Annotated in this window: 25 protein-coding genes; 9 read left to right on the forward strand and 16 right to left on the reverse strand. The window is 57.7% G+C overall.

The features are described 5' to 3' along the window. Window positions 1-217 precede the first annotated feature (217 nt). From treR to nrdG, 5 genes are all read left to right on the forward strand, one after another. Window positions 218-1,165, forward strand: coding sequence for a trehalose operon repressor TreR (gene treR / locus PYW49_RS16835; RefSeq protein ID WP_134349477.1), 948 nt, complete (start codon window positions 218-220; stop codon window positions 1,163-1,165). A gap of 128 nt (window positions 1,166-1,293) precedes the next feature. Beyond that, window positions 1,294-2,712, forward strand: a complete 1,419-nt coding sequence (treB, locus tag PYW49_RS16840) for a PTS trehalose transporter subunit IIBC (RefSeq protein WP_134349737.1) — start codon at window positions 1,294-1,296, stop codon at window positions 2,710-2,712. Between the two features lie 51 nt (window positions 2,713-2,763). Continuing rightward, entirely contained in the window at window positions 2,764-4,407 is a 1,644-nt protein-coding gene (gene treC, locus PYW49_RS16845) for an alpha,alpha-phosphotrehalase (protein ID WP_320387017.1), read from the forward strand. 376 nt (window positions 4,408-4,783) lie between these two features. Further along, a complete protein-coding gene (gene nrdD, locus PYW49_RS16850) occupies window positions 4,784-6,922 on the forward strand; it encodes an anaerobic ribonucleoside-triphosphate reductase (RefSeq protein ID WP_134349475.1) in 2,139 nt (712 codons plus the stop codon). Between the two features lie 105 nt (window positions 6,923-7,027). Next, window positions 7,028-7,492 carry an anaerobic ribonucleoside-triphosphate reductase-activating protein gene (gene nrdG, locus PYW49_RS16855; protein ID WP_320387018.1) on the forward strand — a complete coding sequence of 155 codons (465 nt, stop codon included), beginning with the start codon at window positions 7,028-7,030 and terminating at the stop codon, window positions 7,490-7,492. Window positions 7,493-7,524: 32 nt separating this feature from the next. On the opposite strand, the gene PYW49_RS16860 is transcribed toward nrdG, so the two are convergent. The 10 genes from PYW49_RS16860 to PYW49_RS16905 form a co-directional block, all read right to left on the reverse strand. After that, window positions 7,525-9,435 (reverse strand): BglG family transcription antiterminator, encoded by a 1,911-nt coding sequence (locus PYW49_RS16860; protein WP_320387019.1) that lies wholly within the window; start codon window positions 9,433-9,435, stop codon window positions 7,525-7,527. A gap of 19 nt (window positions 9,436-9,454) precedes the next feature. Next, entirely contained in the window at window positions 9,455-10,591 is a 1,137-nt protein-coding gene (locus PYW49_RS16865) for a lactonase family protein (protein ID WP_320387020.1), read from the reverse strand. Between the two features lie 84 nt (window positions 10,592-10,675). Further along, the gene (gene dagF, locus PYW49_RS16870) at window positions 10,676-11,416 is read right to left on the reverse strand and encodes a 2-dehydro-3-deoxy-phosphogluconate aldolase (RefSeq protein WP_320387021.1); all 741 of its coding nucleotides are present in this window, start codon (window positions 11,414-11,416) and stop codon (window positions 10,676-10,678) included. Then, window positions 11,413-12,531, reverse strand: coding sequence for a DgaE family pyridoxal phosphate-dependent ammonia lyase (locus tag PYW49_RS16875; protein WP_320387022.1), 1,119 nt, complete (start codon window positions 12,529-12,531; stop codon window positions 11,413-11,415). The genes dagF and PYW49_RS16875 overlap by 4 nt, the downstream gene beginning before the upstream one ends. Beyond that, entirely contained in the window at window positions 12,515-13,648 is a 1,134-nt protein-coding gene (locus tag PYW49_RS16880; RefSeq protein ID WP_320387023.1) for an amidohydrolase/deacetylase family metallohydrolase, read from the reverse strand. The genes PYW49_RS16875 and PYW49_RS16880 overlap by 17 nt, the downstream gene beginning before the upstream one ends. Before the next feature lie 42 nt (window positions 13,649-13,690). Further along, window positions 13,691-14,332, reverse strand: a complete 642-nt coding sequence (locus PYW49_RS16885) for a DUF4310 family protein (RefSeq protein WP_014068673.1) — start codon at window positions 14,330-14,332, stop codon at window positions 13,691-13,693. 12 nt (window positions 14,333-14,344) lie between these two features. Then, window positions 14,345-15,121 (reverse strand): DUF4311 domain-containing protein, encoded by a 777-nt coding sequence (locus PYW49_RS16890; protein ID WP_024907277.1) that lies wholly within the window; start codon window positions 15,119-15,121, stop codon window positions 14,345-14,347. A 22-nt stretch (window positions 15,122-15,143) separates the two neighbouring features. Further along, window positions 15,144-15,443, reverse strand: coding sequence for a DUF4312 family protein (locus PYW49_RS16895; protein WP_006810338.1), 300 nt, complete (start codon window positions 15,441-15,443; stop codon window positions 15,144-15,146). 2 nt (window positions 15,444-15,445) lie between these two features. After that, the gene (locus PYW49_RS16900; protein WP_023293430.1) at window positions 15,446-15,808 is read right to left on the reverse strand and encodes an SFCGS family glycine-rich protein; all 363 of its coding nucleotides are present in this window, start codon (window positions 15,806-15,808) and stop codon (window positions 15,446-15,448) included. A gap of 10 nt (window positions 15,809-15,818) precedes the next feature. Continuing rightward, on the reverse strand, window positions 15,819-16,157 hold the full coding sequence (locus PYW49_RS16905) for a glycine dehydrogenase (protein ID WP_134349469.1): 339 nt from the start codon (window positions 16,155-16,157) through the stop codon (window positions 15,819-15,821). Window positions 16,158-16,608: 451 nt separating this feature from the next. Here PYW49_RS16905 and PYW49_RS16910 point away from each other — a divergent pair, with 451 nt between their 5' ends. Next, the gene (locus PYW49_RS16910) at window positions 16,609-16,731 is read left to right on the forward strand and encodes a Hok/Gef family protein (protein WP_286164385.1); all 123 of its coding nucleotides are present in this window, start codon (window positions 16,609-16,611) and stop codon (window positions 16,729-16,731) included. A gap of 70 nt (window positions 16,732-16,801) precedes the next feature. On the opposite strand, the gene cybC is transcribed toward PYW49_RS16910, so the two are convergent. Further along, entirely contained in the window at window positions 16,802-17,188 is a 387-nt protein-coding gene (cybC, locus tag PYW49_RS16915) for a cytochrome b562 (protein ID WP_008501412.1), read from the reverse strand. Window positions 17,189-17,232: 44 nt separating this feature from the next. Then, window positions 17,233-18,585 carry a metalloprotease PmbA gene (pmbA, locus tag PYW49_RS16920; protein WP_134349467.1) on the reverse strand — a complete coding sequence of 451 codons (1,353 nt, stop codon included), beginning with the start codon at window positions 18,583-18,585 and terminating at the stop codon, window positions 17,233-17,235. Window positions 18,586-18,680: 95 nt separating this feature from the next. Here pmbA and yjgA point away from each other — a divergent pair, with 95 nt between their 5' ends. Continuing rightward, window positions 18,681-19,232, forward strand: a complete 552-nt coding sequence (yjgA, locus tag PYW49_RS16925; protein WP_134349466.1) for a ribosome biogenesis factor YjgA — start codon at window positions 18,681-18,683, stop codon at window positions 19,230-19,232. Between the two features lie 103 nt (window positions 19,233-19,335). Here yjgA and mpl read toward each other — a convergent pair whose 3' ends face one another. After that, window positions 19,336-20,709: a UDP-N-acetylmuramate:L-alanyl-gamma-D-glutamyl-meso-diaminopimelate ligase gene (gene mpl, locus PYW49_RS16930; protein ID WP_134349465.1), complete on the reverse strand. Its 1,374-nt coding sequence runs from the start codon at window positions 20,707-20,709 to the stop codon at window positions 19,336-19,338. A 197-nt stretch (window positions 20,710-20,906) separates the two neighbouring features. On the opposite strand from mpl, the gene fbp reads away from it, so the two are divergent. Continuing rightward, the gene (gene fbp / locus PYW49_RS16935; protein WP_134349464.1) at window positions 20,907-21,905 is read left to right on the forward strand and encodes a class 1 fructose-bisphosphatase; all 999 of its coding nucleotides are present in this window, start codon (window positions 20,907-20,909) and stop codon (window positions 21,903-21,905) included. Window positions 21,906-22,055: 150 nt separating this feature from the next. Continuing rightward, on the forward strand, window positions 22,056-22,412 hold the full coding sequence (locus PYW49_RS16940) for a helix-turn-helix domain-containing protein (protein ID WP_320387024.1): 357 nt from the start codon (window positions 22,056-22,058) through the stop codon (window positions 22,410-22,412). Here the strand turns inward: PYW49_RS16940 and PYW49_RS16945 are convergent. From PYW49_RS16945 to ytfT, 3 genes are all read right to left on the reverse strand, one after another. After that, complete coding sequence (locus tag PYW49_RS16945; RefSeq protein WP_320387025.1) at window positions 22,384-23,955, reverse strand: methyl-accepting chemotaxis protein; 1,572 nt, start codon at window positions 23,953-23,955, stop codon at window positions 22,384-22,386. The two genes, PYW49_RS16940 and PYW49_RS16945, sit on opposite strands and share 29 nt — an antisense overlap. Window positions 23,956-24,023: 68 nt before the next feature. Next, a complete protein-coding gene (yjfF, locus tag PYW49_RS16950; RefSeq protein WP_320387026.1) occupies window positions 24,024-25,004 on the reverse strand; it encodes a galactofuranose ABC transporter, permease protein YjfF in 981 nt (326 codons plus the stop codon). Further along, window positions 24,991-26,016, reverse strand: coding sequence for a galactofuranose ABC transporter, ATP-binding protein YtfT (gene ytfT, locus PYW49_RS16955; RefSeq protein WP_166790950.1), 1,026 nt, complete (start codon window positions 26,014-26,016; stop codon window positions 24,991-24,993). The genes yjfF and ytfT overlap by 14 nt, the downstream gene beginning before the upstream one ends. Window positions 26,017-26,020: the final 4 nt, after the last annotated feature.

The following is a 26,020-nucleotide window of genomic DNA, read 5'->3' on the forward strand; positions in this document are numbered from 1 at the left end:
GAGAGGTGTGGGATCGGGATCCATGTTGCCTCCGGTAAGTAAAAAGTCAGGTTTCGCCACGCAGTATAAGGATTTATCCATACCGTTCGTGGCGCATCGGACGGTATTATAACCCCACGCAAATAAACCGAACGTAAACCAGACTTTGCCCATAGCGAAATCGCGCTATAGCATTAGGCTCAATTGACCACTTTGTCGTTGTTACAGGGAATACAGCATGCAGAACCGCCTTACGATTAAAGACATCGCGCGTTTAAGCGGCGTGGGGAAATCCACCGTGTCGCGCGTGCTGAACAACGAAAGTGGTGTCAGCGAACGCACCCGCGAACGCGTTGAGGCGGTCATGAACCAGCACGGCTTTTCGCCTTCCCGCTCCGCGCGCGCCATGCGCGGGCAGAGTGACAAAGTTGTCGCGATCATTGTCTCGCGTCTGGATTCGCTCTCCGAAAATCTCGCCGTCCAGACCATGCTGCCCGCCTTCTACGAGCAGGGCTATGATCCGATCATGATGGAGAGCCAGTTCTCTGTGCAGCTGGTTGAAGAGCATCTGGGTATGCTCCAGCGGCGCAACATTGACGGCGTGGTGCTGTTTGGCTTTACCGGCATCAAAGACGAGATGCTGAAACCCTGGCAGCCGTCTCTGGTGCTGCTGGCGCGTGATGCCCACGGCTTCGCGTCCGTCTGCTATGACGATGAAGGGGCGATTATTACCCTAATGCAGCGCCTGTACGACCAAGGCCATCGCCACATCAGCTTCCTCGGCGTTCCTCACGCGGACATCACCACCGGCAAGCGTCGCCATGAAGCCTATCTGGCCTTCTGCAAACAGCACAACCTCTCCGCCGTGGCCTCTCTGCCGGGGCTGGGCATGAAGCAGGGCTACGAGCAGGTCGCTGGCGTTCTGACGCCACAGACCACCGCGCTGGTGTGCGCCACGGACACCCTGGCGCTGGGTGCGAGCAAATATATCCAGGAACAACGCATCGATAACCTGCAGGTGGCGAGCGTGGGCAGTACGCCGCTGATGAAGTTTTTGCACCCGGAAATTATCACCGTCGATCCGGGCTACGCCGAATCTGGCAGACAGGCCGCCGCGCAGCTTATCGAGCAGATCAACGGGCGCGCTGAGCCGCGTCAGATCGTTATTCCCGCCCACCTTTCTTAACCCCCGCTCAACGGTTTATTGTGATCTTCGCCCGATTTCGGGAACGTTCCCATTTTCGCCGTCACGCTGAAGGAGTAGGCTTGCGCTCAGGTCATTACCCCCTTCACCATCTGTCATGAGGTTTCATGATGAGTAAAGTCAAACAAGCCGATATCGATCAGCTGATCGTCCTGGTCGGCGGACGTGAAAACATCGCGACCGTCAGCCACTGCATTACCCGCCTGCGCTTCGTGCTGAACGATCCGGCCAAGGCCAATCCGAAAGCCATTGAAGAGTTGAAAATGGTAAAAGGCTGCTTCACCAACGCCGGGCAGTTCCAGGTGGTGATTGGTACCGAAGTGGGCGATTACTATCAGGCTCTGCTGGCAACAACCGGGCACTCCTCCGCCGATAAAGAGCAGGCGAAGAAGGCCGCACGTCAGAATATGAAATGGCACGAGCAGCTGATCTCCCACTTCGCGGAGATCTTCTTCCCGCTGCTGCCGGCGCTGATCAGCGGGGGCTTAATTTTAGGTTTCCGTAACGTCATTGGTGATGTGCCGATGAGCGACGGCAAAACCCTGGCGCAGATGTATCCGGCGCTGAAAACCGTGTACGACTTCCTGTGGTTGATTGGCGAAGCGATCTTCTTCTACCTGCCAGTGGGGATTTGCTGGTCCGCGGTGCGCAAGATGGGCGGCACCCCGATTCTGGGTATCGTGCTGGGCGTCACGCTGGTCTCTCCGCAGTTAATGAACGCTTACTTACTTGGTCAGCAGGTGCCGGAAGTGTGGAACTTCGGGCTGTTTACCATCGCTAAGGTGGGCTACCAGGCGCAGGTGATTCCGGCATTGCTGGCTGGTCTGGCGCTGGGCTTTATTGAAACGCGGCTGAAGCGCATCGTGCCGGATTACCTTTATCTGGTAGTAGTGCCGGTCTGCTCGCTGATTCTGGCGGTGTTCCTGGCGCATGCGTTTATCGGTCCGTTTGGCCGCATGATTGGCGACGGCGTGGCCTTCGCGGTCCGTCACCTGATGACCGGCAGCTTCGCGCCGATTGGTGCCGCGCTGTTTGGCTTCCTGTACGCCCCGCTGGTGATCACCGGCGTGCACCAGACCACGCTGGCGATTGATATGCAGATGATCCAGAGCCTCGGCGGCACGCCGGTCTGGCCTATCATCGCGCTGTCTAACATTGCGCAGGCGTCGGCGGTCACCGGGATCATCATCGTCAGCCGTAAGCATAACGAGCGTGAGATTTCCGTTCCGGCAGCCATCTCCGCTTACCTCGGCGTCACCGAACCGGCCATGTACGGCATCAACCTGAAATACCGCTTCCCGATGCTCTGCGCGATGATCGGTTCCGGTCTGGCAGGCCTGGTGTGTGGTCTGTACGGCGTGATGGCGAACGGGATTGGCGTCGGCGGGCTGCCGGGTATCCTCTCTATTCAGCCCGCTTTCTGGCAGGTGTTTGCCCTGGCGATGGCCATCGCGATTATCGTCCCAATGGCGCTCACCACCGTGGTTTATCAGCGTAAGTTCCGTCAGGGCGCGCTGCAGATTGTTTAACCTCCTTTTTCGGGGCGCAGTTGCGCCCCTTCGCATTTGCAGGAACGCATTATGAATACCCTTCCTCACTGGTGGCAGAACGGCGTCATCTATCAGATCTATCCAAAGAGTTTTCAGGACACGACCGGCAGCGGCACCGGTGATTTACGCGGCGTGACGCAGCGTCTGGACTACCTGAAAACCCTCGGCATCGACGCCATCTGGCTGACGCCGTTTTATATCTCCCCGCAGGTGGATAACGGCTACGACGTGGCGAATTACACCGCTATCGACCCGGCCTACGGCACGCTGGATGACTTCGACGCGCTGGTTGCCGGGGCGCACGAACGCGGCATTCGCATCGTGCTGGATATGGTGTTTAACCACACCTCCACACAGCACGCCTGGTTTCGGGAATCGCTGAACAAAGCGAGCCCGTACCGCCAGTTCTACATCTGGCGCGACGGCACGCCGGAGCAGCTTCCCAACAACTGGCGCTCCAAGTTTGGCGGCAACGCCTGGCGCTGGCACGCCGAGAGTGAGCAGTATTATCTGCACCTCTTCGCCCCGGAGCAGGCGGATCTCAACTGGGAAAACCCGGCCGTGCGCGCCGAGCTGAAAAAGGTGTGCGAATTCTGGGCCGATCGCGGCGTGGACGGCTTGCGTCTGGACGTGATTAACCTGATTTCGAAAGATCAGGGTTTCCCAAATGACGACATCGGCGACGGTCGCCGTTTCTATACCGACGGGCCGCGCGTTCATGAATATCTGCAGGAGATGAGCCGCGACGTCTTTACGCCGCGCAACCTGATGACGGTGGGCGAAATGTCCTCGACCTCGCTGGAAAACTGCCAGCAGTATGCGTCCCTCGACGGACGCGAGCTGTCGATGACCTTTAACTTCCACCACCTGAAGGTGGACTACCCCGGCGGCGAAAAATGGACGAAGGCGAAGCCGGACTTTGTGGCGCTGAAAACCCTCTTCCGCCACTGGCAGCAGGGCATGCATAACAAAGCCTGGAATGCGCTGTTCTGGTGTAACCACGACCAACCGCGCATCGTGTCGCGCTTTGGTGACGAAGGGGAATACCGCGTACCAGCGGCGAAGATGCTCGGCATGGTGCTGCACGGTATGCAGGGCACGCCGTACATCTACCAGGGCGAAGAGCTGGGCATGACCAACCCGCACTTCAGCCGCATCACCGATTACCGCGACGTGGAAAGCCTGAACATGTTCGCCGAACTGCGGGCCAACGGCCGCGAACCGGACGAACTCCTGGCGATTCTGGCAAGCAAGTCTCGCGACAACGGCCGCACGCCAATGCAGTGGGATGCCTCGCACAACGCGGGCTTTACCGAGGGCGAGCCATGGATTGGCGTCTGCGATAACTATGAGACCGTGAACGCCCGCGCGGCGCTCGATGACCCGAATTCGGTGTTTTACACCTACCAGTCACTCATCAGCCTGCGCAAAACCCTGCCGGTGCTGACGTGGGGTGATTATGAGGATCTGCTTCCTGAGCACCCTTCCCTGTGGTGCTATCGCCGCCGGTGGCAGGGACAGACCCTGATCGTGATGGCGAACCTGAGCGATAACCCTCATGAATGGACGAATGACCTTCTGAGCGGCCAGTGGCAGACGGTGATGAGCAACTATCCGTCACCGCAGAAAACGACGCTGCGCCCGTTTGAAGCCGTCTGGTGGCTACAGGCGTAATGCCTTCGCCGGGCGCACCCGTTGCGCCCGGCTTACTTTACTGTTTTTGTTGAATAATTAATCAGATTTTTCCTTTTCGTATTTACAATCGCTACAGCGCCCGCCGTTTGTACTCTCGTCTTTTTACTTTGTTCTGAATCAAATAAATCGCAAACATGTTTGATGCAAATCACTATATGTAGAACTTAAAATGCACGCCGACCCAACATCTTGTATTAATCGTCTACTATTCCAACAACAAGACGGCGACTCCGCTCTCCGGAATTGTGGATAACAAGGGTCAGAAACGAGGGAAGTCTCTCACCTGGCTGACAATACAGCCTCTGAATACTTCTCCGCCTCTGTGGATAACCTGTTTTTAAAAAATGGAGTGATCATGACACCGCATGTGATGAAACGTGATGGCTGTAAAGTGCCGTTTAAATCAGAGCGCATTCAGGAAGCCATTCTGCGTGCAGCTAAAGCAGCGGGAGTCGATGACGCAGATTACTGCGCCACCGTCGCAGAAGTCGTTAGCAGCCAGATGAATGAACGCAGCCAGGTCGATATCAACGAGATCCAGACCGCGGTTGAGAACCAGCTGATGGCGGGCCCCTACAAGCAGCTGGCGCGCGCCTACATTGAGTATCGCCACGATCGTGACGTTCAGCGTGAGAAGCGCGGCCGTCTGAACCAGGAAATTCGCGGCCTGGTGGAGCAGACCAACTCTGCGCTGCTCAATGAAAACGCCAACAAAGACAGTAAAGTGATCCCTACCCAGCGCGATCTGCTGGCCGGTATCGTCGCCAAACACTATGCCCGCCAGCATCTGCTGCCGCGCGACGTGGTGTCGGCGCACGAGCGCGGTGAGATCCACTACCACGATCTCGACTACTCGCCATTCTTCCCGATGTTCAACTGCATGCTGATCGACCTGAAGGGCATGCTGACCCACGGTTTTAAAATGGGTAACGCCGAGATTGAGCCACCTAAGTCGATCTCCACCGCCACCGCGGTCACGGCGCAGATTATCGCCCAGGTCGCCAGCCATATTTACGGCGGCACCACCATTAACCGTATTGATGAAGTGCTGGCCCCGTTCGTGACGGCCAGCTTCAACAAGCACCGTAAAACGGCCGAAGAGTGGCAGATCCCGGACGCTGACGGCTATGCGCATTCCCGCACCGAGAAAGAGTGCTACGACGCGTTCCAGTCGCTGGAATATGAGGTAAACACCCTGCACACCGCCAACGGCCAGACGCCGTTTGTGACCTTCGGCTTCGGTCTGGGCACCAGCTGGGAATCGCGTCTGATCCAGCAGTCTATCCTGCGCAACCGTATCTCCGGACTCGGCAAAAACCGCAAAACCGCGGTGTTCCCGAAACTGGTGTTCGCCATCCGCGACGGCCTGAACCACAAGTTTGGCGATCCGAACTACGACATTAAACAGCTGGCGCTGGAGTGCGCGAGCAAGCGCATGTATCCGGACATTCTGAACTACGACCAGGTGGTGAAGGTCACCGGTTCGTTTAAAACGCCAATGGGCTGCCGCAGCTTCCTCGGCGTGTACGAAGATGAAAACGGTGAGCAGATCCACGACGGACGCAACAACCTGGGCGTTATCAGCCTGAACCTGCCGCGCATCGCGCTGGAAGCGAAAGGTAATGAAGACGCCTTCTGGACGCTGCTGGACGAGCGCCTGCAGCTGGCGCGTAAAGCGCTGATGACCCGCATTGCGCGCCTCGAAGGGGTCAAAGCCCGCGTTGCGCCCATCCTCTATATGGAAGGAGCCTGCGGCGTGCGCCTGAAGGCGGACGATGACGTGTCCGAAATCTTCAAAAACGGGCGCGCGTCGATTTCGCTGGGCTATATCGGCATTCACGAAACCATCAATGCGCTGGCCGGCGGCACGCACATGTACGACAGCGCCGCGCTGCGTGAGAAAGGCATCGCCATCGTTCAGCGCCTGCGCGACGCGGTAGACCAGTGGAAAGAGGAGACCGGCTACGGCTTCAGCCTCTACAGCACGCCGAGCGAAAACCTGTGCGACCGCTTCTGCCGTCTGGATACCGCCGAGTTCGGTATTGTGGAAGGTGTGACCGACAAAGGGTACTACACCAACAGCTTCCACCTCGACGTGGAGAAAAAGGTGAACCCGTACGACAAGATCGACTTCGAAGCGGCGTATCCGCCTATCGCCAGCGGCGGCTTCATCTGCTACGGCGAGTATCCGAATATTCAGCACAACCTGAAAGCGCTGGAAGACGTGTGGGATTACAGCTACCAGCACGTGCCGTATTACGGAACCAACACGCCAATCGACGAGTGCTATGAGTGCGGTTTTACCGGTGAGTTTGAGTGCACCAGCAAAGGCTTTACCTGCCCGAAATGCGGCAACCACGACGCGGCTCGCGTCTCCGTCACCCGCCGCGTGTGCGGCTATCTCGGCAGCCCGGATGCACGTCCGTTTAACGCCGGCAAGCAGGAAGAGGTGAAGCGCCGCGTGAAGCATTTAGGGAATGGGCAGATCGGTTAACCCTCTGCCGCGTTAATGCCCGGTGGCGCTGCGCTTACCGGGCCTACGGACCGCACTCTTTTGTAGGCCGGGTAAGCGCAGCGCCACCCGGCTTGGTTATTCGCGATGAACTATCACCAGTACTACCCCGTCGACATCGTCAACGGCCCCGGCACCCGCTGCACCCTGTTTGTCTCAGGCTGCGTTCATGAATGCCCCGGCTGCTACAACAAAAGCACCTGGCGCCTTAATTCCGGCATGCCGTTCACCGCGGAGATGGAAGATAAAATCATCAGCGACCTGAACGACACGCGCATTCACCGCCAGGGGATTTCCCTCTCCGGTGGCGACCCCCTGCACCCGCAAAACGTGCCGGATATTTTGAAGCTGGTGAAGCGCATTCGCCGCGAGTGCTCGGGAAAAGATATCTGGGTCTGGACGGGCTACAAACTGGACGAGCTGAATGCGCAGCAAAGGGAAGTCGTGGATCTGATTAACGTGCTGGTCGACGGCAAGTTCGTGCAGGATTTAAAAGACCCGGCTCTAATCTGGCGCGGCAGCAGCAACCAGGTTGTGCATCATCTGCGTTGATCAAAGGCGGATGTTATCCGTCCGCCCTTATCTCAAAACCGGCTCAAACTCTCCATCGCCACCGCCTTAAACTCGGCAAAATCTCCGCAGCTACAGAGGCGTGACATCGCCCGTTCTCGCAGGAAGGTGACGAAGATATCGTAAATCGCCATCGCCTCTTCGTACTCGCTTTTGCTGATGGCGAGCAGGAAGATGACGTGCGCGGTTTCGTCACCCCACTGGACGCCGTGCGGGGCGAGCACGGTATAGACTACCGTTTTCTGCGCCAGCAGGCCGAGGGAGTGCGGCAGCGCAATGCCGTCGCCGAGCATGGTGCTGACGATGGCTTCGCGCTCGATGACCGAATCCAGGAACTCCGCACCAACAAAGCCTTCGCCTTCAAGCTGCGCGCACAGTTCATGGAACAGCTTTTGCTGGTCGACAGGTTTGTCGAGAATACGGAAATGGGCTGCATCGAAGTATTTATCCAGCATCCACGGGCGGGTGCGGTCCACCAGCACCAGCTTGCCGATCTGTTCTAACTGGTAGTCGGTCGGGAATGGGGCGATCGTCACCACCGGTTTCGACTTTTCGCTGACGCGGGCGGTGGCGATCACAAAGTCTTCGCTAATCATTTCCGCCAGCTCGTACTCGCGCAGGGTGAGCGTGCGCGTAACCTCAATCTGCGGGTATTTGCGCTGCAGCACCGCCTCAATCATGCGCACCATCGCATTACCGGCGTCGCACACCAGCAGCACGCGCGGCTGGCGCTGGTAACCAATGTTGTAGTGGCGCTCCAGCCCGACGCCGATGTGCAGCACCAGGAAGCCGATTTCGTTTTCGCTGATGACGTACGGCGTGTATTTGCCCCAGCTCGACACCGCCGCCAGGGTCATATCCCACGCCATCGGGTAGTGCTGCTTGATGTTATCCAGCAGTGGATTCGGGATCATGATTTGATACCGCACGCGGGTGATCATAGTTTTGATGTGCGTGAGCAGATCCGCATGCAGCTGCTCGTCGCTGAGCAGGTTGTAGTTATAGTGGGTGTTGATGTAGCGCAGGATGTAGTTGACCAGCGCTTCGTCGTCATCGGCGTTAATGGCGCTGGGCGCGATCTCCTGAATCTGCCGCGCGGCGATGTGGACGCACAGCCAGCTCTCCTCCGAGGGCGAAAGCGCTTTGCCCGCCAGTTGCTGGATGGTCACTGCGATATCTTTCGCCGCCTCGCGCACGTTCTCTTCCACGTCTTCGGCATGGAATTCCGGCAGCGGGTAACCTTCGCTAATGCGGCGCACCGACACCGCGCAGTACAGGCGCAGGAACAGCTCGCCTTCATCGGTCAGGCGAATGTGATGACGCGTCAGCGCGTCGTGCAGCACGGGCACCATCTGCTCCGCCACGCCCGCATTGAGCGCCACGTCCGTGACCAGCGGGTTCAGGCTATCCTGCTGCGCCAGCTCCCAGAGCAGATCGGTCAGGCACGCGCGGGTCGACATCTCGCTGCCAAACAGCTTCATCCCGTGACGCGGACGGGTTTCAAGCGTCAGGTTATAGCGGTGGAACCACTCGCGTACCTCCGCCATGTCGCTTTGCAGCGTGGCGCGGCTGACGAACCACTCGTCCGCCAGATCCTCAAGCTTGAGGGAAAACGCCGAGGTCAGAAAACGCACCACCAGATAATGCACGCGCTCCGGCCCGGTCCGCGGAATACGCAGCGCGCGCGGGTGGGAGGCCTGCAGCTGCTGATAGCGTTCGGCATCCTCAATTTTGAGCTGGTAGCCGTTGCCCCGGCTCAGGATAAACTGCGCGCCGTGGCTTGCCAGCAGCGCGTTCAGGGCGGTGATGTCCGCACGGACGGTTCGCGTGGAGACCGACAGCCGCTGCGCCAGCTCGTCCTGCGGCAGCGTCTCGTTTTGCAACAGTTCGAAAAGTTGCGCTAAACGTTGATTCGGGAATCGCACGTCGTTGTCCTCTTACGGCTTAAGGTGAAATGACCATCTGGGATGGGCTGCCGACCGGGGTATAGTCTGGCTCAAAGCTTAGCTTGCCGTCCTGACCGACGCGGAAACGGGTAATGTTGTCGCTGCGCTGGTTCATGACGTACAGCCAGCGTCCCTGTTTATCGAGCGTCAGGGTGCGCGGGTAATCACCCCGGGTCCACACATCATCCTGATGCGTCAGCGTGCCCTCCGCTGTTACGGTAAAGTGCCCGATGCTGTTATGCAAACGGTTAGCCACATACAGCTGTTTACCGTCGGCGCTTAACGCCAGCCCGGCAGCGAAACTGGTGCCTTTGTATCCTTCCGGCAGTGCAGAAACCGTTTTGCCCTCTCTCAGCGTGCCGTTTGCCTCCACCGAATAGTGGGTCAGCGTAGACGCCTCTTCGTTAATCAGCCACAGGGCATCGCCTTTCGGCGTAAAGACAAAGTGGCGCGGCCCGGCCCCTTTTGAGGAGGCGCTGACAAACGGCGGATCGTTCGGCGTCAGCTTGCCTGTTCGATCGTCAAAGCGGTACTGGTAGATGCGATCCAGCCCCAGATCGGTGGAAAACACGGATTTCCCGCTCGGATCGGCGGCGATCATATGCGCGTGAGGGCCGTTGTGATCGCTGATGGCAAAGCTGCCCTCAGCAGCGGCTTCCGGTTTTGCCGCGCCCGGCTCACCCTGATCCTGGTGCTGATCCGTGGCGTCACCCAGGCTGCCGTCTGCCTTGACCGATAATACGGCAATCGACCCGCTGACGTAGTTGGCCACCAGCAGGTGCTTGCCGTTCGGCGTCAGGGAGAGATACACCGGCCCCGCGCCGCCGGAGGTCACCTGATTGAGTTCGCTCAGCGCGCCGTTATCGCCCACGCGCAGCGCCTGCACCACGCCCTGCTCCACTTCGCTTGCCAGGTAGAGCGTTTTGCCGTCGCGTGAAACGGCCAGCTGCGCGGCGTTCGGCAGCTTGCTGACCAGCGTTTTATTGCCGAGCGCGCCGCTTTGCGGGTCAACGGTAAAGCGGTACAGCCCTTCGCCGTTCGGATTATAGGTACCCACCCAGGCATACTGGTTCTGGGCGACGGCGGTGGTAGCAAGTAAAGAGAGTGAAGCGACAAGCAGGTTACGGGTGTGCATGGTGGCTCCTTCAGGTTTGTGCGGCGTGTTTCCCCTCACCCCGGCCCTCTCCCAAAGGGAGAGGGTTAGGGTGAGGGGCAGGTTTTACTTCACCAGCTTCTTCGTCATCGCAAGCAGCGTGCGCACATCTTCCGGGCGCGTATCGCCGCTGGCTTTGTCGATAATTGAGCTGTAAATATGCGGGATGATTTTGCTCACGCCCGCGTCCAGAGCGATCTGCAGGATCTCTTCATAATTTTCCAGATCGATTCCCCCGGTTGGCTCCAGCCAGAAGTCGTGACGGGCGCAGGCTTCCGCTACCGCTTTGTACTCGTCACGGCACTTGAGGCCGCCCATCGGGAAGTATTTGATTGAGCTGCCGCCGAAATCTTTCAGCAGGGCAATCGCAGTTTCAACCGGCACGATACCGTCCATAGCTGCGCTGCTCAGCGGGCCGGTGGAGATTTTGACCATCCCGACGGTGCCGGTCGGGGAGACCAGGCCATTGACGACCGATTCGTTCTGCCCCAGCAGCGCGCGGCTGGTGGCGACGCCGGTAAAGACCTGGTTAACGTGCTGCGGCTGCACCTGGCGGGAAATTTCGCTCACCATCGCCGACTGGTTCGGATCGCCCGCACCAAGGCCCACGGAGAGCGCGTTATCAATCAGGGCAGCGTATTCGCGCATATCGGCCACCGCGCTCGCCACATCCGGGTAATTTTTGGAGAGCACGCCCACCAGCACATGGCCTTCCGCCGCCTCGTAAATGGCGCTGGCGTTGGCTTTCGAGCCTGCCAGCACGTTCAGGCAGACGCGGTCACGGTAAAAGTTGGGGGTCAGTTTCATGCTTTTTTCTCCTGTCCTAATACTTCGCTAATGCGGCGATACACAATGTTCAGCTGGTCTGCGTTTACGCTGCGCACGTCCGCTTCGATAATCCCTTCGTTGGCCTTGTAGCCACGGAAGTAAATGGCGTATTCGCCCTGCTTGAGCGCGTTCACCAGCTCGCCGGTGCCGACGCCGGTGGTCGCTTCGTCAAATTTAATCTCGGTACGGGCGATATCGCGACCGGCGCTGTCCCAGACCACGCGCGCGGTGACGCCGTTCAGGGTGTTGAGCGCGTCGATAAACGGCGTCATCTTCGCCACCATCTCGGCACCGCTCTCCTTGGTCGCGGTAAGGTAATGTTCGATGGCGCAGGTCAGGCCAAGAATGCCCTCTTTACCCACCTTCATCGCGCGGCCAATGCCCGCCGTCTGACGCTTCACCCACTCGACGTACTGGGTCTTGCCGATCACCAGCCCGCTGGTTGGCCCTTCAATTGCCTTCGCGCCGCTGTAGATCACCAGATCGGCTCCGGATCGGTAGTAGGTATGCAGATCTTCTTCCGCTGCGGCGTCGACGATCAGCGGCAGATCGTGCTTACGCGCCACCGCCGCCGCCTGCTCAACGCTGAGCATGCTTTTCTGCACGCAGTGGTGAGATTTGATGTAGAGGATCGCCGCGGTGCGTGGGGTAATTGCCGCCGCCAGCTGATCGGCGGAGCATTCGTTAGCGTAGCCCGCTTCCACCAGCTTACCGCCGCCCAGCGCCACCATGGTGCCCACCGGCGCGCCAAAGTTCACGTTGTGGCCTTTCGGCAGCACGATTTCGTTGTTTTCAACTGGCGTGACGTGCAGATTTTCCAGCAGCCAGTCGCTGTCTTTGACCAGCACCGCCGCCACGGACTGGGCGATACCGGCCGATGCGCAGGAGACCACAGTCGCCCCTTCCACATCCAGCAGCTTCGCAATGTATTCCCCGGTTTTGTTGACCAGATCCTTCATTTCAAAATAGTGATTCATGCCGTCCATCGCCGCCTGAACCACTTCCGGGCGCGGCGTGGAGACGCCCAGCGCCGTCATGCGGCCAGAGGTGTTGATGACTTGTTTTAAATGGTATTTCTCATAAATCGAAGGCATGTTCCGTGCTCCCTTGTTCGGTCATGTAGCCCTTGCCCGCGCGGATCGCGGCAAGCGGCACCAGAATGTGTTCAGCCTGCAGGCTGTCGTTTTCGGCATCCGTCAGCAGCGTCGGCTGGCGTTTAACCGTGAACAGCGTCAGGTCAGCGTCGAGACCCGGCTGAATGCGGCCTTTGCGCGTCAGGCGCAGGCCGTCTGCAGCATTGGCGGTTACGCAGTCAATCACCTGCGGCAATGACATGCCGATGGCGAGAAACTTCGACATCACGCTCGCCAGCGAGCCCACCGGGCCGTTAATGCGGTTGCGGCAGTAGATATCCGAGCTGATGGTGTGCGGCAGAATGCCCATCGCGATGGCGCGTTTCGCCACCTCAAAGCTGAAGCTCGCGGTGCCGTGGCCGACGTCCAGACGCACGCCGCGCTTCAGGGCCGAGGTGATTGAGGCACGCAGCTCGCCGGACGGCGTCAGAATGCGGTTTGGCTTGCCGTTATAGCAGTGGGTGATGATGTCGCCCGAGCTCAGCAGTTCGGCGATTTCGTCGAGGTTCGGCGGGTTGTTGCCGATGTGGACCATCAGCGGCAAATCGCCATTCTCTTTCTGGATGGCTTTCGCGCGCTCCAGCGGCGTAATACCGTTCTCGCCGACCACGCTGCTGCTCATGCGCGCCTTCAGGCCGACGATAAAATCGGGGTGGCGTTTCACCGCCTGTTTGACAGCGTCGGCGTCGATGTTGGCCATATTGGCCAGCTCGTTCTGCGCAATCAGCCCCACGCGGGAGATATTCAGCAGGGCAAACACCTCGGTTGAGGCTTTGCGGGTAATCTCATAGAAGTCATCTACGTCGTCGGCTCCGGTACTGCCCGCATCCACCACGGAGGTGACGCCGGTCGCAATGCCGACGCTGTCCGGTTCGTCGTGATAAATCGGGGAATTGGGGTAACAGTGGACGTGTGAGTCAATCCAGCCAGCGCTCACAAAGACTTCGCCGTTAAGCTCAACCGTTTTATGTGCGGGAGCGTCAATCTCGCCCAGCGCCGCGATCTTCCCATCCTGAATGGCGATATCGGTCAGGGTATCGTCGGTGAGGCGCGCACGGCGCAGGAGTAAATCAAACATGAGGATCTCCTGATAAGGCGGGCGCCTGAGCGCCCGCGGGTATTAAAGGGCGACCGGGAACAGCCAGCCCAACAGCATGGCACCGAGGATCGCGCCGCCGGTAATCGGCTTCTGCCAGATGTAGAACAGCAGCGCACCTAAGAGTGAACCCACGCCAATCGGAATGGAGGCGGTCATGGCGCTGAGGATAATCAACGGCCCGAGGAAGCGGCCGGAGGCGTTACCCGCGCCCATCATCACGTCTGCACCGTAGGTAGAGTTGCTCTGATTGATGGTGAACTTACGCGCCAGGATGATGACGTAGCCAATCGCCAGGCCAATTACCAGGCCGGTAATCAGCGCAGCAATGAAGTTGGTCACCGGGAACATAATGCCCGCGCCCAGCAGCAGCGCCGGAACGCCAAGACCCACGCCGGTCTGAATGGCTCCGCCGATATCAAGAATACCCACCAGCGAGCCTTCGATAATACGGGCGAACAGGAAGCTTGCGCCGAACGCCGCGACCGCGCCGTAGACGCCGGTATCAATCCCCGCCTTCAGCATCGCCACGAAGGCCACTTCGTTAAACGCGCCGATGCCGTAGAGGTAGTACATATGCGTCCCGGCAAACACGCCGGAGGAGAGCAGGCCAACGAAGATCGGGAACGACCAGTCGGCATACCAAAAACCTTTATTCTGTTCCATGTAGAGGCTCCGTTATTTACCGCTGAGCGAGTTGTGGATCATGTCGAGCCAGTTCGGCACGGTCAGATGGAAGGATTCGATCATCTTCATGTCGAAGCCGCGGAAGAAGCCGCTCAGCACGAAGAGCAGGACGATAGCCGCCATCATCACTTTAGTAACGTGGTTCCAGCCGCTCTCTTCAACACCTTTACCGATCAGGATCCCCAGCACCAGGCCCGGTACGGCGTTGCCCATAATCAGCTGCGCTGCGCCGCCGAAGATGGTGGCCCAGAAGCCCGACTTTTTACCCGCGTCGATGGCCGCCAGCCAGAAGATCACCGGCATGACGGTGTTAACCAGCAGGTTTGCCGCCGGCACCAGCACCTTCACGGCGGTGACCTGAAGCGCAGCCGGCACGGAGGAGGCGGTCAGGTTCAGGAAGGTCACGACGATCATGCCGATCAGGCCGCAGGCAATCGCCATTTTGCGCGGGTCGTGCAGCGTTTCGCCGACGTTACGGTTTTTGATCATCAGTGCAGCAGCACCCCAGTTCGGGATGATGCGGTGGTCAACGTCCTGTGTGAAAGCCCCTGCGGCCACGGAAGAGGCCCAGGCGTTAAAGAAGAAACCTAACCCAAAGGAGAAGTGGGACGCCGGATCCCCTTCACAGGAGTTCAGTTCCCCTAACGTACGAAACGCGCCCATACCCTGTGTGGTAGGCGCATGAAACATGCGTGCAGCCCCGGCTCCGACACCGACGCCAACCAGGCCGCCAATGATGAGCGATTTTATTAATATAATTAAGAACATCAGTCTGCCCTTTTATGAATAATCAGCGTTGCGTGACGAAATCCACCTGGTCGAGATTGATGGCGGTCACGTTGACGGTCACATCCAGCTCCACGCTGTAGGTGCGTCTTTCCCGGCGCAAAAAGAAGAACAGAAACGCTTCTTTACGCACCGCTTCTTGCGCCTGAACGACCTGCACATCCTGTGGCTCAATACGCAGTAAGATATGCGGTGAGGCTTTCATCACCGCGGCCTGAACGTGGTTGAGCGCGTCAGCAAAGGCGCGCGCTTTGGCGTCGCCTTTGCCCTTCACTCTCACCGTGGTTGTGAACTGTTCTTTCATGCTTATGCGCCGTATTTTTTCTGCCACGCCTGCACCAGACGCTCGCCCAGCTCTTCTTTATCCATAAAGCCAAAGCCCAGCACGTTGCAGCCTTCGTTGATGGCGGTCACGCCCTCTTCCACGGAACGCATGCCGTATTTGGCTTTGTAGCCATATTTGGTCTGAGCAGTAATTGCGCCCGCGCCGCCGCTGCCGCAGAAGGAGATGCCGAAGGTGGCGTTTTCCGCTTTCATCACGTCACCGAGCTTCATATCGGCAGCCATACCCGGTACGACAACCGCGCGTCCACCTGCTTTTTCCACACCCGCGGCCACTTTCTGACCTTTGCCCAGGCGATCGCCAATCACGACTGTAATCTGTTCCATGTGTTGCTCCTTAAAGGTTGTCTTTCGCGACTTCGAAGTGAACGGAGAGCAGCCAGGCTTCTTCATCAGGAAGGTTGCCAAACTGCGCTACCACTTCACGGGCAAGTTGCATTGAATCGGGTGAAATTTCGTCGAACAGCTCCGCTTCAACCTCCGGCAGCGGCTCGCCGGTCACGGACCGGTGCGCCATTGCGCGAACGTGGGAGGTGAGCATCTGCTCCTGTACTGCATTGGGGATGATGTCGTGCCGGGCCAGCAGGGCATAAACCTGCTGCAGCATAGTGTTCGCGAGCTGCTCTGTTTGCACTGTCTGTTCCCCAACGTCGTTCATTACCGCTCCGTTAATCACTGGTCTTACCCCGTTAATGGCTCTGGAATAAAACTAACGTTGAGGGGGAATTGTTTGTAGCGAGTTGTTTTCCACTTCGAAGTGGAAAGGCGAGCCGCAGCAGTGATCTGTGCCACATAAATGCGCTGAATATGGATAAAACTCTGGATTTACGTGATGAATATCACGCTATCGCGCGGCAAATAAGGGGTAAGCGAAGCGGAAAAGATTCCGAGCGGGCTCGTAGAAATGTGATGTGGATAAGGTTTTCTTATGGGGATTCGCTAGAGTGGCGACGGGTGCTTGAGACTGACCGTCTCAGGCATGGGACGGAAAGTGGAAAGCCCCTACCTGAATTTAAATCAGGACGGGGCTGTAAACGACACGTCTAGCCACGTGATGTTTGCTACCTCGCCCGCTTTAAAGCAAGGAGGCATCCATGAAACGCAGAAACCCAAGTATCGGGGTTCTGATGATTATTTCTTTGACAATAATCATCTTAACGCTGGTGACGAGGAAAACACTGTGCGAGATCCGTTTTCGAAACGGCTCGCTTGAAGTGACAGCGCGGATGGATTGTCGCTCCGGCCGGTAGGGAGCAAAGATGCGGGGGCGCGTAATGCGCCTCCGCATACGGAGGAAGGACGTACAGCTCAGGCACCCAATTAACGATACTTTTTGTGATACGTGTTGCGCGTAGTCACAAACTGCTCGGCCGCCGCCTGGGCTTCTTTCACTTTACCTTCATTTGCCAGCTTCAGCGCACCGTCGATCTGGCCGACCAGCACGTCAAAGCCGTGGCGGTAATCTTTCATCTCTGCACTGTCCGCCGCTTTGCTTTCCAGCTTTGGCGGTGTCGCTTTTTGGGCGTCCAGCGCTGCTTCACGCATTTTGGTCAGTGCGTCTTTCATTTCAGCCGCATTGTCCGTTTTCTGCACCACCTTCAGGTTTTGACCGAGGATGCCCATGTCGTCTTCAAGATCGGCAGCAAACGCAGAAGAGCCAAGAACCAGCGTTGAAGCCGCGACGATCGCTAACAGATGTTTACGCATTGCTCACTTCCTTTTTTATTATTAAGAAAACGCTATCTCTATTGTCATTGTCCGGCGATTTTCATTTCCGGCAGTAATACAGAACCACACTGTATATTGCTGCGTGTTTCAATATCGTTACCGACCGTAACGATGTTGCGCCACATGTCCTTCAGGTTTCCCGCAATCGTAATTTCGCTCACCGGATATTGGATTTCGCCGTTTTCCACCCAGAAGCCCGCCGCACCGCGAGAGTAATCCCCGGTGATGCCGCTTACGCCCTGGCCCATCAGCTCGGTCACCACCAGACCGGTGCCCATCTCTTTCAGCATCTGCTCAAAGTTGAGGCCCTGTCCCGCAATCCGCCAGTTATGGATACCGCCCGCATGACCGGTGCTTTTCAGCCCCAGCTTGCGCGCAGAGTAGTTGGTCAGCAGCCACTGGGTCAGCACGCCGTCTTTGATGATATCGCGACGTTCGGTACGCACGCCTTCGCTGTCGAACGGCGTGGAGGCCAGCCCTTTCAGCAGGTGCGGATGCTCTTCGATAGTCAGCCATTCCGGCAGGATCTGCTTGCCCAGCGAGTCGAGCAGGAATGTCGATTTACGGTAAACGGAGCCACCCGCGATAGCGCCCACCAGATGGCCAAACAGACCGGTCGCCACTTCATTGGCAAAAATCACCGGGGCCTTCATGGTGGAGAGTTTACGCGGCGACAGGCGTGACAGCGTGCGTTCGGCGCACTCTTTACCGACCCACTCCGGAGACTGTAAATCCCCCAGCGCGCGGCCAATGGTGTAGGCGTAGTCGCGTTCCATGTCGCCGTTCTCTTCGGCGATCACGCAGCTGGAGAGTGAGTGGCGGGTGGAGCAGTAGCCCTGCAGCATGCCGTGGCTGTTGCCGAAGACTTTGATGCCGTAGTGGCTGTTAAAGCTGCCGCCTTCGGTATTGGTAATACGTTTATCAGCCTGCAGGGAAGCCTGCTCTGCGCGTGCAGCCAGTTCAATCGCTTCGTCCGGCGTGACCTCTGCCGGGTGGAAAAGATCGAGATCCGGCGCGTCAAACGCCAGCAGATCTTTATCCGCCACGCCTGCGTAAGGGTCTGGCGAGGTGTAACGTGCAATATCCAGCGCCGCCTGCACCGTACGGGCGATGGCATCCGGACTGAGATCGGTAGATGACGCACTGCCTTTGCGATTCTGGTGATAGACCGTGATCCCCAGCGCGCCATCGCTGTTGAATTCGACATTCTCCACCTCGCCAAAGCGGGTGCTCACGCTAATGCCGGTGGTTTTGCTGACCGCCACTTCGGCGCCATCTGATTTTTCTGAAGCAAGCATCAGCGCGGTGGAGACGGCTTCTTCCAGAATCTTACGCTGCGCTTCAACTTGTGAGGTTACTTTCATCGCAAATGCCATACTGTAAGAGAGAGTTATCTGAAGTCTAACAGAGAACCGTTTTTCAGTGCGCGTCTTAACTGGTAACATTAGCCTCTTTTTTTAAGGAGCCTGACATGACTAAGCAGCCCGAAGACTGGCTCGACGACGTTCCCGGTGATGACATCGAAGACGAAGATGATGAGATCATCTGGGTCAGTAAAAGTGAAATTAAACGTGACGCCGAAGAGTTAAAACAGCTTGGCGGAGAACTGGTAGAACTGGGTAAAAACGCGCTGGATAAGATCCCGCTCGACCAGGATCTGCGTGATGCCATTGAACTGGCACAGAAAATCAAAAAAGAAGGCCGTCGTCGCCAGCTTCAGCTTATCGGTAAAATGCTGCGTCAGCGCGACGTCGATCCGATCCGCCAGGCGCTGGACAAGCTGAAAAACCGCCACAACCAGCAGGTTGCGTTTTTCCATAAGCTTGAGCAGATCCGCGATCGTCTGATTGAACAGGGTGATGATGCCGTACCGGAAGTGCTGAACCTTTGGCCGGATGCTGACCGTCAGCAGCTGCGTTCCTTGATCCGCAACGCGAAGAAAGAGAAAGAAGGGAATAAGCCGCCGAAGTCTGCGCGCCTGATTTTCCAGTATCTGCGCGAGCTGTCTGAGAACGAAGAGTAATCTGTGCGGTTGTGCGCCGGATGGCGGCGTAAACGCCTTATCCGGCCTACAAGGTCGTGCAGTGTGTAGGCCCGGTAAGCGCTAGCGCCACCGGGCTCTTTTGTTACTCAGCGGCCTCGGCTTTCTTCGCCAGACCATCCAGCAGCTTCTGATGGATCCCACCAAAACCGCCGTTGCTCATGACCAGAATATGGTCGCCGGGCTGGGCCGCTTTCACCACCATGTCCGCAAGCACATCCACATCCGCACTCCAGTGCGCAGGCTGAATGCAGGCATCGGCCACTTCAGCCACCTGCCACGGAATATGCTGCGGCTGCAGCAGGAAGACCTCATCGGCGCGTCCTAATGACGGCGCGAGATCGTCTTTGCAGATGCCCATCTTCATGGTGTTCGAGCGTGGTTCCAGCACCGCCAGAATGCGCGCGGTACCGCCGACTTTGCCGCGCAGGGCCGCAAGCGTCGCCAGAATCGCCGTTGGGTGGTGTGCGAAATCGTCATACACCGTGACGCCGTGGGCTTCACCGCGCAGTTCCAGACGGCGACGGGCATTGATAAACGAGCCCAGCGCATTAGCCGCATCCGCAGGCTGAACGCCCACATGGCGTGCGGCCGCGATCGCCATCAGGCCGTTGTGCATGTTGTGTTCGCCCACCAGGCCCCACTTCACCTCACCCACTTTTTCACCGTCGAGCAGCACTTCCCACTCAGAGGCATCGGCGTTAAGTTTTTTCGCCTGCCAGTGGCCCTGCTCGCCCACCAGCTCCTGCTCGCTCCAGCAGCCCATCGCCATCGTCTGCTTCAGGTTGATGTCGTTCTCAGGCAGGATGATGCGCCCCTGGCCCGGCACGATGCGCACCAGGTGGTGGAACTGTTTCTGAATCGCTTTCAGGTCGTCAAAGATATCCGCGTGGTCGAACTCAAGGTTGTTGAGGATCAGCGTTCGCGGGCAGTAATGGACGAATTTGGAACGTTTATCGAAGAACGCGCAGTCATACTCGTCGGCTTCGATAACAAAGAACGGGCTGTCTCCCAGGCGTGCAGAAACGTCAAAGTTGCCCGGAACGCCGCCGATCACAAAGCCCGGCTTGTAGCCACAGGCTTCGAGGATCCAGGTGGCCATCCCGGCGGTGGTGGTTTTGCCGTGCGTACCGGCAACCGCGATAACCCAGCGGTCGCGCAGCACGAAATCATGCAACCACTGCGGGCCGGACATGAACGGAATATTGCGTTCCAGTACCGCCTCAACGCACGGATTGCCGCGGGTCATGGCGTTGCCAATGATCACCAGATCCGGCTCGGGATCAAGCTGGCTGGCGTCATAGCCCTGAATGAGAGATATCCCCTCTTTCTCCAGAAGTGTGCTCATCGGCGGATACACATTGGCGTCCGAACCTGTCACTTCATGGCCCAGCGAGCGCGCCAGCATTGCCAGTCCGCCCATGAAAGTGCCACAAATCCCCAATATATGAATGCGCATACGTCACTATCCTTCTTCAATGTGGCGCACATTTTACTCACATGTTAGCGGCTGTGAAACGCATTTCAGGTAAATCCGTATGTTGCTGGCGCGATTCACCTCTGCGCTAATATTTGAATGTTTGTTAAGATTGTTGGGCTTTAGTCGTTTTAGTGAACATACAATCGCTCTACTCACAAAGATGCAGGGAAAGTGTTATGAAAACGTTAGGTGAATTTATTGTCGAAAAGCAGCACGAGTTCTCTCATGCTACCGGTGAACTCACTGCTTTGCTGTCGGCAATAAAGCTGGGCGCTAAGATCATCCACCGTGATATCAACAAGGCCGGTCTGGTCGATATCCTGGGTGCCAGCGGTGCCGAGAACGTTCAGGGCGAGGTTCAACAGAAACTCGATCTGTTCGCAAATGAAAAATTGAAAGCTGCACTGCGCGCGCGCGACATCGTTGCGGGTATCGCCTCCGAAGAAGAAGATGAAATTGTTGTTTTCGAAGGGTGTGAACACGCTAAATACGTTGTTCTGATGGATCCGCTCGACGGTTCCTCAAACATCGACGTTAACGTTTCTGTCGGTACCATTTTCTCCATCTACCGCCGCGTCACGCCTGTTGGCACGCCGGTGACCGAAGAAGATTTCCTGCAGCCAGGCATTAATCAAGTGGCTGCCGGTTACGTCGTTTATGGCTCCTCCACCATGCTGGTGTACACCACCGGCTGCGGGGTTCACGCCTTTACGTACGATCCTTCACTGGGCGTTTTCTGCCTGAGCCAGGAACGCATGCGCTTCCCGGAGAAGGGCAATACCTACTCCATCAACGAAGGCAACTACATCCGATTCCCGAACGGCGTGAAGAAGTACATCAAATTCTGCCAGGAAGAAGATAAACTGACGCAGCGCCCTTACACGTCCCGCTATATTGGCTCTCTGGTCGCGGATTTCCACCGTAACCTGCTGAAAGGCGGTATCTACCTCTATCCAAGCACCGCAAGCCACCCTGACGGGAAGCTGCGTCTGCTGTACGAATGCAACCCGATGGCGTTCCTCGCCGAGCAGGCGGGCGGCAAGGCGAGCGACGGTAAAGAGCGTATTCTGGATATCGTGCCAGAAAGCCTTCACCAGCGCCGTTCATTCTTCGTCGGCAACAACCACATGGTTGAAGACGTTGAACGTTTTATCCGTGAGTACCCGGACGCGTAATACCTTTCTTCAGGGGAGCCGTTCTGGCTCCCCTGGTCATTTATATATTTTAACGTATAAGTGTTTATAAAAAACAGGCTTTAATATTCACCACTGCTCCTGCATTATTTCCATAACAGTTTGACAGATATTTCCTGGAGCAGAATCGCAATGAAAAATTATTCTCGTGCTACAACCGGTATTGATTTAAATCTTATCCCTGTATTTATTGAAATCGTCCGCTGCGGCAGCATGGCAAAGGCCTCTGTGCGCCTGGAGATGTCACGCCCTGCGGTGAGCCTGGCCTTGAAACGTTTTAATCAACTGTTTGATGAGCCATTATTTTTCCGCAAGGGCTTATATCTTGAGCCGACTGAAAAAGCGTTAGCCTTAACCCGTTCGCTGGAAATATTAATGGGCGATATTCACGATAATATTGCGGCAGTTAATTCTGCAAAGAATAAAACCCCGGCACAGAACGTCCCGGGGCTGGGAAATATTATGCAGCGGTCTGAGTCGTCACTTTGAATGATGACATGGCTTCCATCAGCTGACGCGACTGCTCCTCAAGGGAGCGGGTTGCGGCGGAGGATTGCTGCACCAGCGCCGCATTCTGCTGCGCGGTTTCGTCCATCTGGTTCACCGCAATATTCACCTGTTCAATGCCGCGGCTCTGCTCCTGGGACGCGGTCGCAATCTCGCGCATCAGTTTGGTCATGCGCAGCACTTCCGTTGCGATCTCATCCATCGTTTCACCAGCCTGCTGGGCCAGCTCGCTGCCCTCGCTAACGTGGGTCTGCGAATCACTGATAAGCGATCGGATCTCTTTCGCCGCATCGGCGCTGCGGCTGGCGAGGTTTCGCACTTCGCCGGCGACGACGGCAAACCCGCGCCCCTGCTCGCCCGCGCGCGCCGCTTCCACGGAGGCGTTAAGCGCCAGAATATTGGTCTGGAAGGCAATGCCGTCAATCACGCTCAGGATGTCGGCGATGCGCGCCGAGCTGCCGGAGATATCACGCATTTTTTCAATCACGTAGCAGACCATTTCGCTGCCGTGATCGGCCGTGTCGGACACTGACTTCGCCAGCTGGTGCGCCTGCTCTGCGTTATCGGCGTTGAGTTTCACCGTGGCGGTGATCTGTTCCATGCTGGCTGCCGTCTGCTCCAGCGAGGTGGCGGTGGATTCCGTACGCTCGGCGAGATCGCGGTTCCCCGCCGTGAGCTCGCGGCTGCCGGTGTCAATTTGCGAACTGGCATCACGTACCCGCAGAACCGAGTTCATCAGCGACTGGCGCATCTCCTCTATCGCCGCGTTGAGACGGTTAAACTCCTGGCTCGCTGGCGCATTCAGCGTATGGGTTAAATCGCCCGCCGCCACGTTCTCCAGTTGAGCGATCGACGCCGAAAGCGGCTTGAGAAGCATATGGCGCAGCACCAGCCACGCCAGCACGATAATACCTGCCGTCAGCAGCGCCGCAACGATAATCAGGATCAGCACGCGGGTTTTACTCGCCTGCACGGCGCTGACTTCCGCCTGACCCCGCGCTTCGCTCCATTTCTGAAACGCCTGCATGTCGTTATCAAACTGCTTCGCCACCGGGATCAACGTGTTTTCCAGCAGATCGTAATAGCTGTCTGCACTCTGGTCATTCAGGGTTTTCAGCATCGGGTTGATCCCCTGCTGGTTATACGTCGCCAGGCTGGTGGCGACTTTATTGAGAAGCTGTTGCCCTTGCTCATCAGACACGCCGCCGTCGATCACGCCTTTGAGCGTTTTCTGGGCCAGAACGACTTCCTGATTGATGTTTTTCACCGCTTTGGCCGCATCGTCCAGCATGCCGATTTCCATCAGCCGGACGGCCTGGCCCGCCTCGTTGCGCGCGCGCAGGATCAGCGTATAGCCAGAATTAAGCTGCACCATCTGCTCACCCTGAAGGTGGTTGATACGCTGCAGCGAAGAAGAACTCTGTGTGAGGGCATAAATACCAATGCCGCTGACAATCAGCAGCAGAAGGGTCATAACGGCCAGTAAAGAGAGCAAGCCGGTACGAATCGATAGCGTTTTAAGCATGATATTATTTCCGGTAGCGAGATATTTCTTGGCGTAAAAGAAGAGTATCGGCCGCTACCGGAAAATGTTTATACACGCGTAACCGGTGAACTCTGGCGGTTCTCCCAAAGCACAGTAAGACCGCGCTGCAGGGCAATAAAAATAAACAGCAAAATGCCGATGGCGATCTTCGTCCACCACGAACTGAGCGTACCGTCAAAGTTGATATAGGTTTGTATCAGCCCCTGGATCGCCACGCCGAACAGCGTGCCCAGCACCGTACCCACCCCGCCGCTGAGCAGCGTGCCGCCGATGACCACAGAAGCTATCGCATCCAGTTCCACGCCAACGCCTGCCAGAGCATAGCCTGCCTGGGTATACACCGAGAAGACGATACCCGCCAGCGTCGCCAGCCCGGTCGAAAGCATATAGATGCGGATGGTGGTGCTGCGGGTGGAGATCCCCATCAGGTTTGCCGACGTGGCGTTGCCGCCAATAGCGTAAACCTGGTTGCCAAACCGGGTACGGTGGGCAAGGAAGATGCCAATGACCACCACGCCCAGCATCAGGAGCCCCATCGCGCTCAGGCGGCCGCCGCCGGGGATTTTCCACGCCAGGCTGGAGAGCGTGTCGTAGATCGGGTGGTTAATCGGAATCGACTCTTCCGACACCAGATAGCTCACCCCGCGCAGGAAGAACATTCCCGCGAGCGTAATAATAAAGGCCGGGATTTTCAGCGCGTCGATTAAAAGTCCCATAAAGGCACCAAACGCACAGCCCATCACCAGCACCAGCGGAAACGCCACCAGAGGAGAGAGCCCCCAGAAGCCGATCGCCTTCGCGAGGAACACGCCCGTAAACGCGATCACCGAGCCGACGGAGAGATCGATCCCACCGGAGAGGATCACAAAGGTCATGCCGACGGCGATGATGCCTAAAAAGGCGTTATCGGTCAGGATATTGCAAATCACACGCGTCGAGGCAAACCCCGGAAACTGCGTCAGACAGTAGAGATACCCCAGCACAAACACGCCCAGGGTGATCATTAACGGTAAATTACGTTTTATCATGGCCACGGATCCCCTTAATGATGCTGACAAAGCGCGGTGACTGGACGATCAGCACGCAGAGCACAACCACGGCTTTCACCACCTGGTTGAGTTCCGGCTGAAAACCGGAGAGCAGGATCCCGGTGTTCATTCCCTGAATGATCAGCGCGCCAATCACCGAGAGCAGCAGGTTAAAGCGCCCGCCCATCAGCGACCCACCGCCGATCACTACCGCCAGGATCGCATCCAGCTCCAGCCAGAGTCCCGCGTTGTTGGCGTCGGCCCCGCGGATATCCGCCGCGACGATGACCCCGGCGATGGCGGCGCACACGCCGCTCAGCACGTAGGTCAGCATGACCATCAGCCGCGTGTTGACCCCGGCGTTGCGTGCCGCACGAATATTGATCCCGACGGCTTCAATGAACATCCCCAGCGCCGTTTTGCGGGTGAAGAGCCAGAACACCACTAACGTCACCAGGGCAATGATGACCGGCGTGGGGAAGAAAAACAGCTTGCCGCTGCCCAGCCACGCCAGGCTCGGCGAGTTGAAGGTGACAATCTGACCGGAGGTAATGAGCTGCGCCACGCCGCGTCCGGCTACCATTAAAATCAGTGTGGCGACAAAAGGCTGGATTTTCAGCACCGCCACCAGAATGCCGTTCCATAATCCTGCCAGTACGCCGGTGCCTAATGCCGCCAGCAGAACGACGGGCAGGCTGTGCCCGGCCACGGTCATTGAGGCTGCCGTGGCCCCGGCGATGGCCATCACCGCGCCGACGGAGAGGTCAATCCCGCCGGTGGCGATAACCAGCGTCATCCCAATGGCCAGCAGCGCCACGGGCGCGGCACGGTTTAAAATGTCTATCGGGCTGCCAAACAGGCGGCCATCCTGAACAATAATCTGGAAGAAATGCGGCGCGACCAGGCTATCTACCAGCAGTACCACCAGCAGCGCCGCGATTTGCGGCGTGCCGGTTGGCCAGCTAAAGCGGCGCTTTGTCTCACCGGTTTGCGAAAGCGAACGGGGCATCACGATT

It is taken from the genome of Enterobacter chinensis (assembly GCF_034008295.1).
Lineage (GTDB): Bacteria > Pseudomonadota > Gammaproteobacteria > Enterobacterales > Enterobacteriaceae > Enterobacter > Enterobacter chinensis.

What these genes read in the sequence shown, in the direction of transcription:
- dagF (WP_320387021.1), bottom strand. Translation starts at nt 11,416, where the DNA reads ATGAAACTGACCCCCAACTTTTACCGTGACCGCGTCTGCCTGAACGTG.
- PYW49_RS16895 (WP_006810338.1), bottom strand. Translation starts at nt 15,443, where the DNA reads ATGAAAGAACAGTTCACAACCACGGTGAGAGTGAAGGGCAAAGGCGAC.
- cybC (WP_008501412.1), bottom strand. Translation starts at nt 17,188, where the DNA reads ATGCGTAAACATCTGTTAGCGATCGTCGCGGCTTCAACGCTGGTTCTT.
- PYW49_RS16945 (WP_320387025.1), bottom strand. Translation starts at nt 23,955, where the DNA reads ATGCTTAAAACGCTATCGATTCGTACCGGCTTGCTCTCTTTACTGGCC.
- treR (WP_134349477.1), top strand. Translation starts at nt 218, where the DNA reads ATGCAGAACCGCCTTACGATTAAAGACATCGCGCGTTTAAGCGGCGTG.
- PYW49_RS16900 (WP_023293430.1), bottom strand. Translation starts at nt 15,808, where the DNA reads ATGGAACAGATTACAGTCGTGATTGGCGATCGCCTGGGCAAAGGTCAG.
- PYW49_RS16940 (WP_320387024.1), top strand. Translation starts at nt 22,056, where the DNA reads ATGAAAAATTATTCTCGTGCTACAACCGGTATTGATTTAAATCTTATC.
- pmbA (WP_134349467.1), bottom strand. Translation starts at nt 18,585, where the DNA reads ATGGCATTTGCGATGAAAGTAACCTCACAAGTTGAAGCGCAGCGTAAG.
- PYW49_RS16910 (WP_286164385.1), top strand. Translation starts at nt 16,609, where the DNA reads ATGATTATTTCTTTGACAATAATCATCTTAACGCTGGTGACGAGGAAA.
- PYW49_RS16865 (WP_320387020.1), bottom strand. Translation starts at nt 10,591, where the DNA reads ATGCACACCCGTAACCTGCTTGTCGCTTCACTCTCTTTACTTGCTACC.
- treC (WP_320387017.1), top strand. Translation starts at nt 2,764, where the DNA reads ATGAATACCCTTCCTCACTGGTGGCAGAACGGCGTCATCTATCAGATC.
- yjgA (WP_134349466.1), top strand. Translation starts at nt 18,681, where the DNA reads ATGACTAAGCAGCCCGAAGACTGGCTCGACGACGTTCCCGGTGATGAC.
- mpl (WP_134349465.1), bottom strand. Translation starts at nt 20,709, where the DNA reads ATGCGCATTCATATATTGGGGATTTGTGGCACTTTCATGGGCGGACTG.
- PYW49_RS16890 (WP_024907277.1), bottom strand. Translation starts at nt 15,121, where the DNA reads ATGTTCTTAATTATATTAATAAAATCGCTCATCATTGGCGGCCTGGTT.
- nrdD (WP_134349475.1), top strand. Translation starts at nt 4,784, where the DNA reads ATGACACCGCATGTGATGAAACGTGATGGCTGTAAAGTGCCGTTTAAA.
- PYW49_RS16885 (WP_014068673.1), bottom strand. Translation starts at nt 14,332, where the DNA reads ATGGAACAGAATAAAGGTTTTTGGTATGCCGACTGGTCGTTCCCGATC.
- treB (WP_134349737.1), top strand. Translation starts at nt 1,294, where the DNA reads ATGAGTAAAGTCAAACAAGCCGATATCGATCAGCTGATCGTCCTGGTC.
- PYW49_RS16880 (WP_320387023.1), bottom strand. Translation starts at nt 13,648, where the DNA reads ATGTTTGATTTACTCCTGCGCCGTGCGCGCCTCACCGACGATACCCTG.
- yjfF (WP_320387026.1), bottom strand. Translation starts at nt 25,004, where the DNA reads ATGATAAAACGTAATTTACCGTTAATGATCACCCTGGGCGTGTTTGTG.
- nrdG (WP_320387018.1), top strand. Translation starts at nt 7,028, where the DNA reads ATGAACTATCACCAGTACTACCCCGTCGACATCGTCAACGGCCCCGGC.
- fbp (WP_134349464.1), top strand. Translation starts at nt 20,907, where the DNA reads ATGAAAACGTTAGGTGAATTTATTGTCGAAAAGCAGCACGAGTTCTCT.
- PYW49_RS16875 (WP_320387022.1), bottom strand. Translation starts at nt 12,531, where the DNA reads ATGCCTTCGATTTATGAGAAATACCATTTAAAACAAGTCATCAACACC.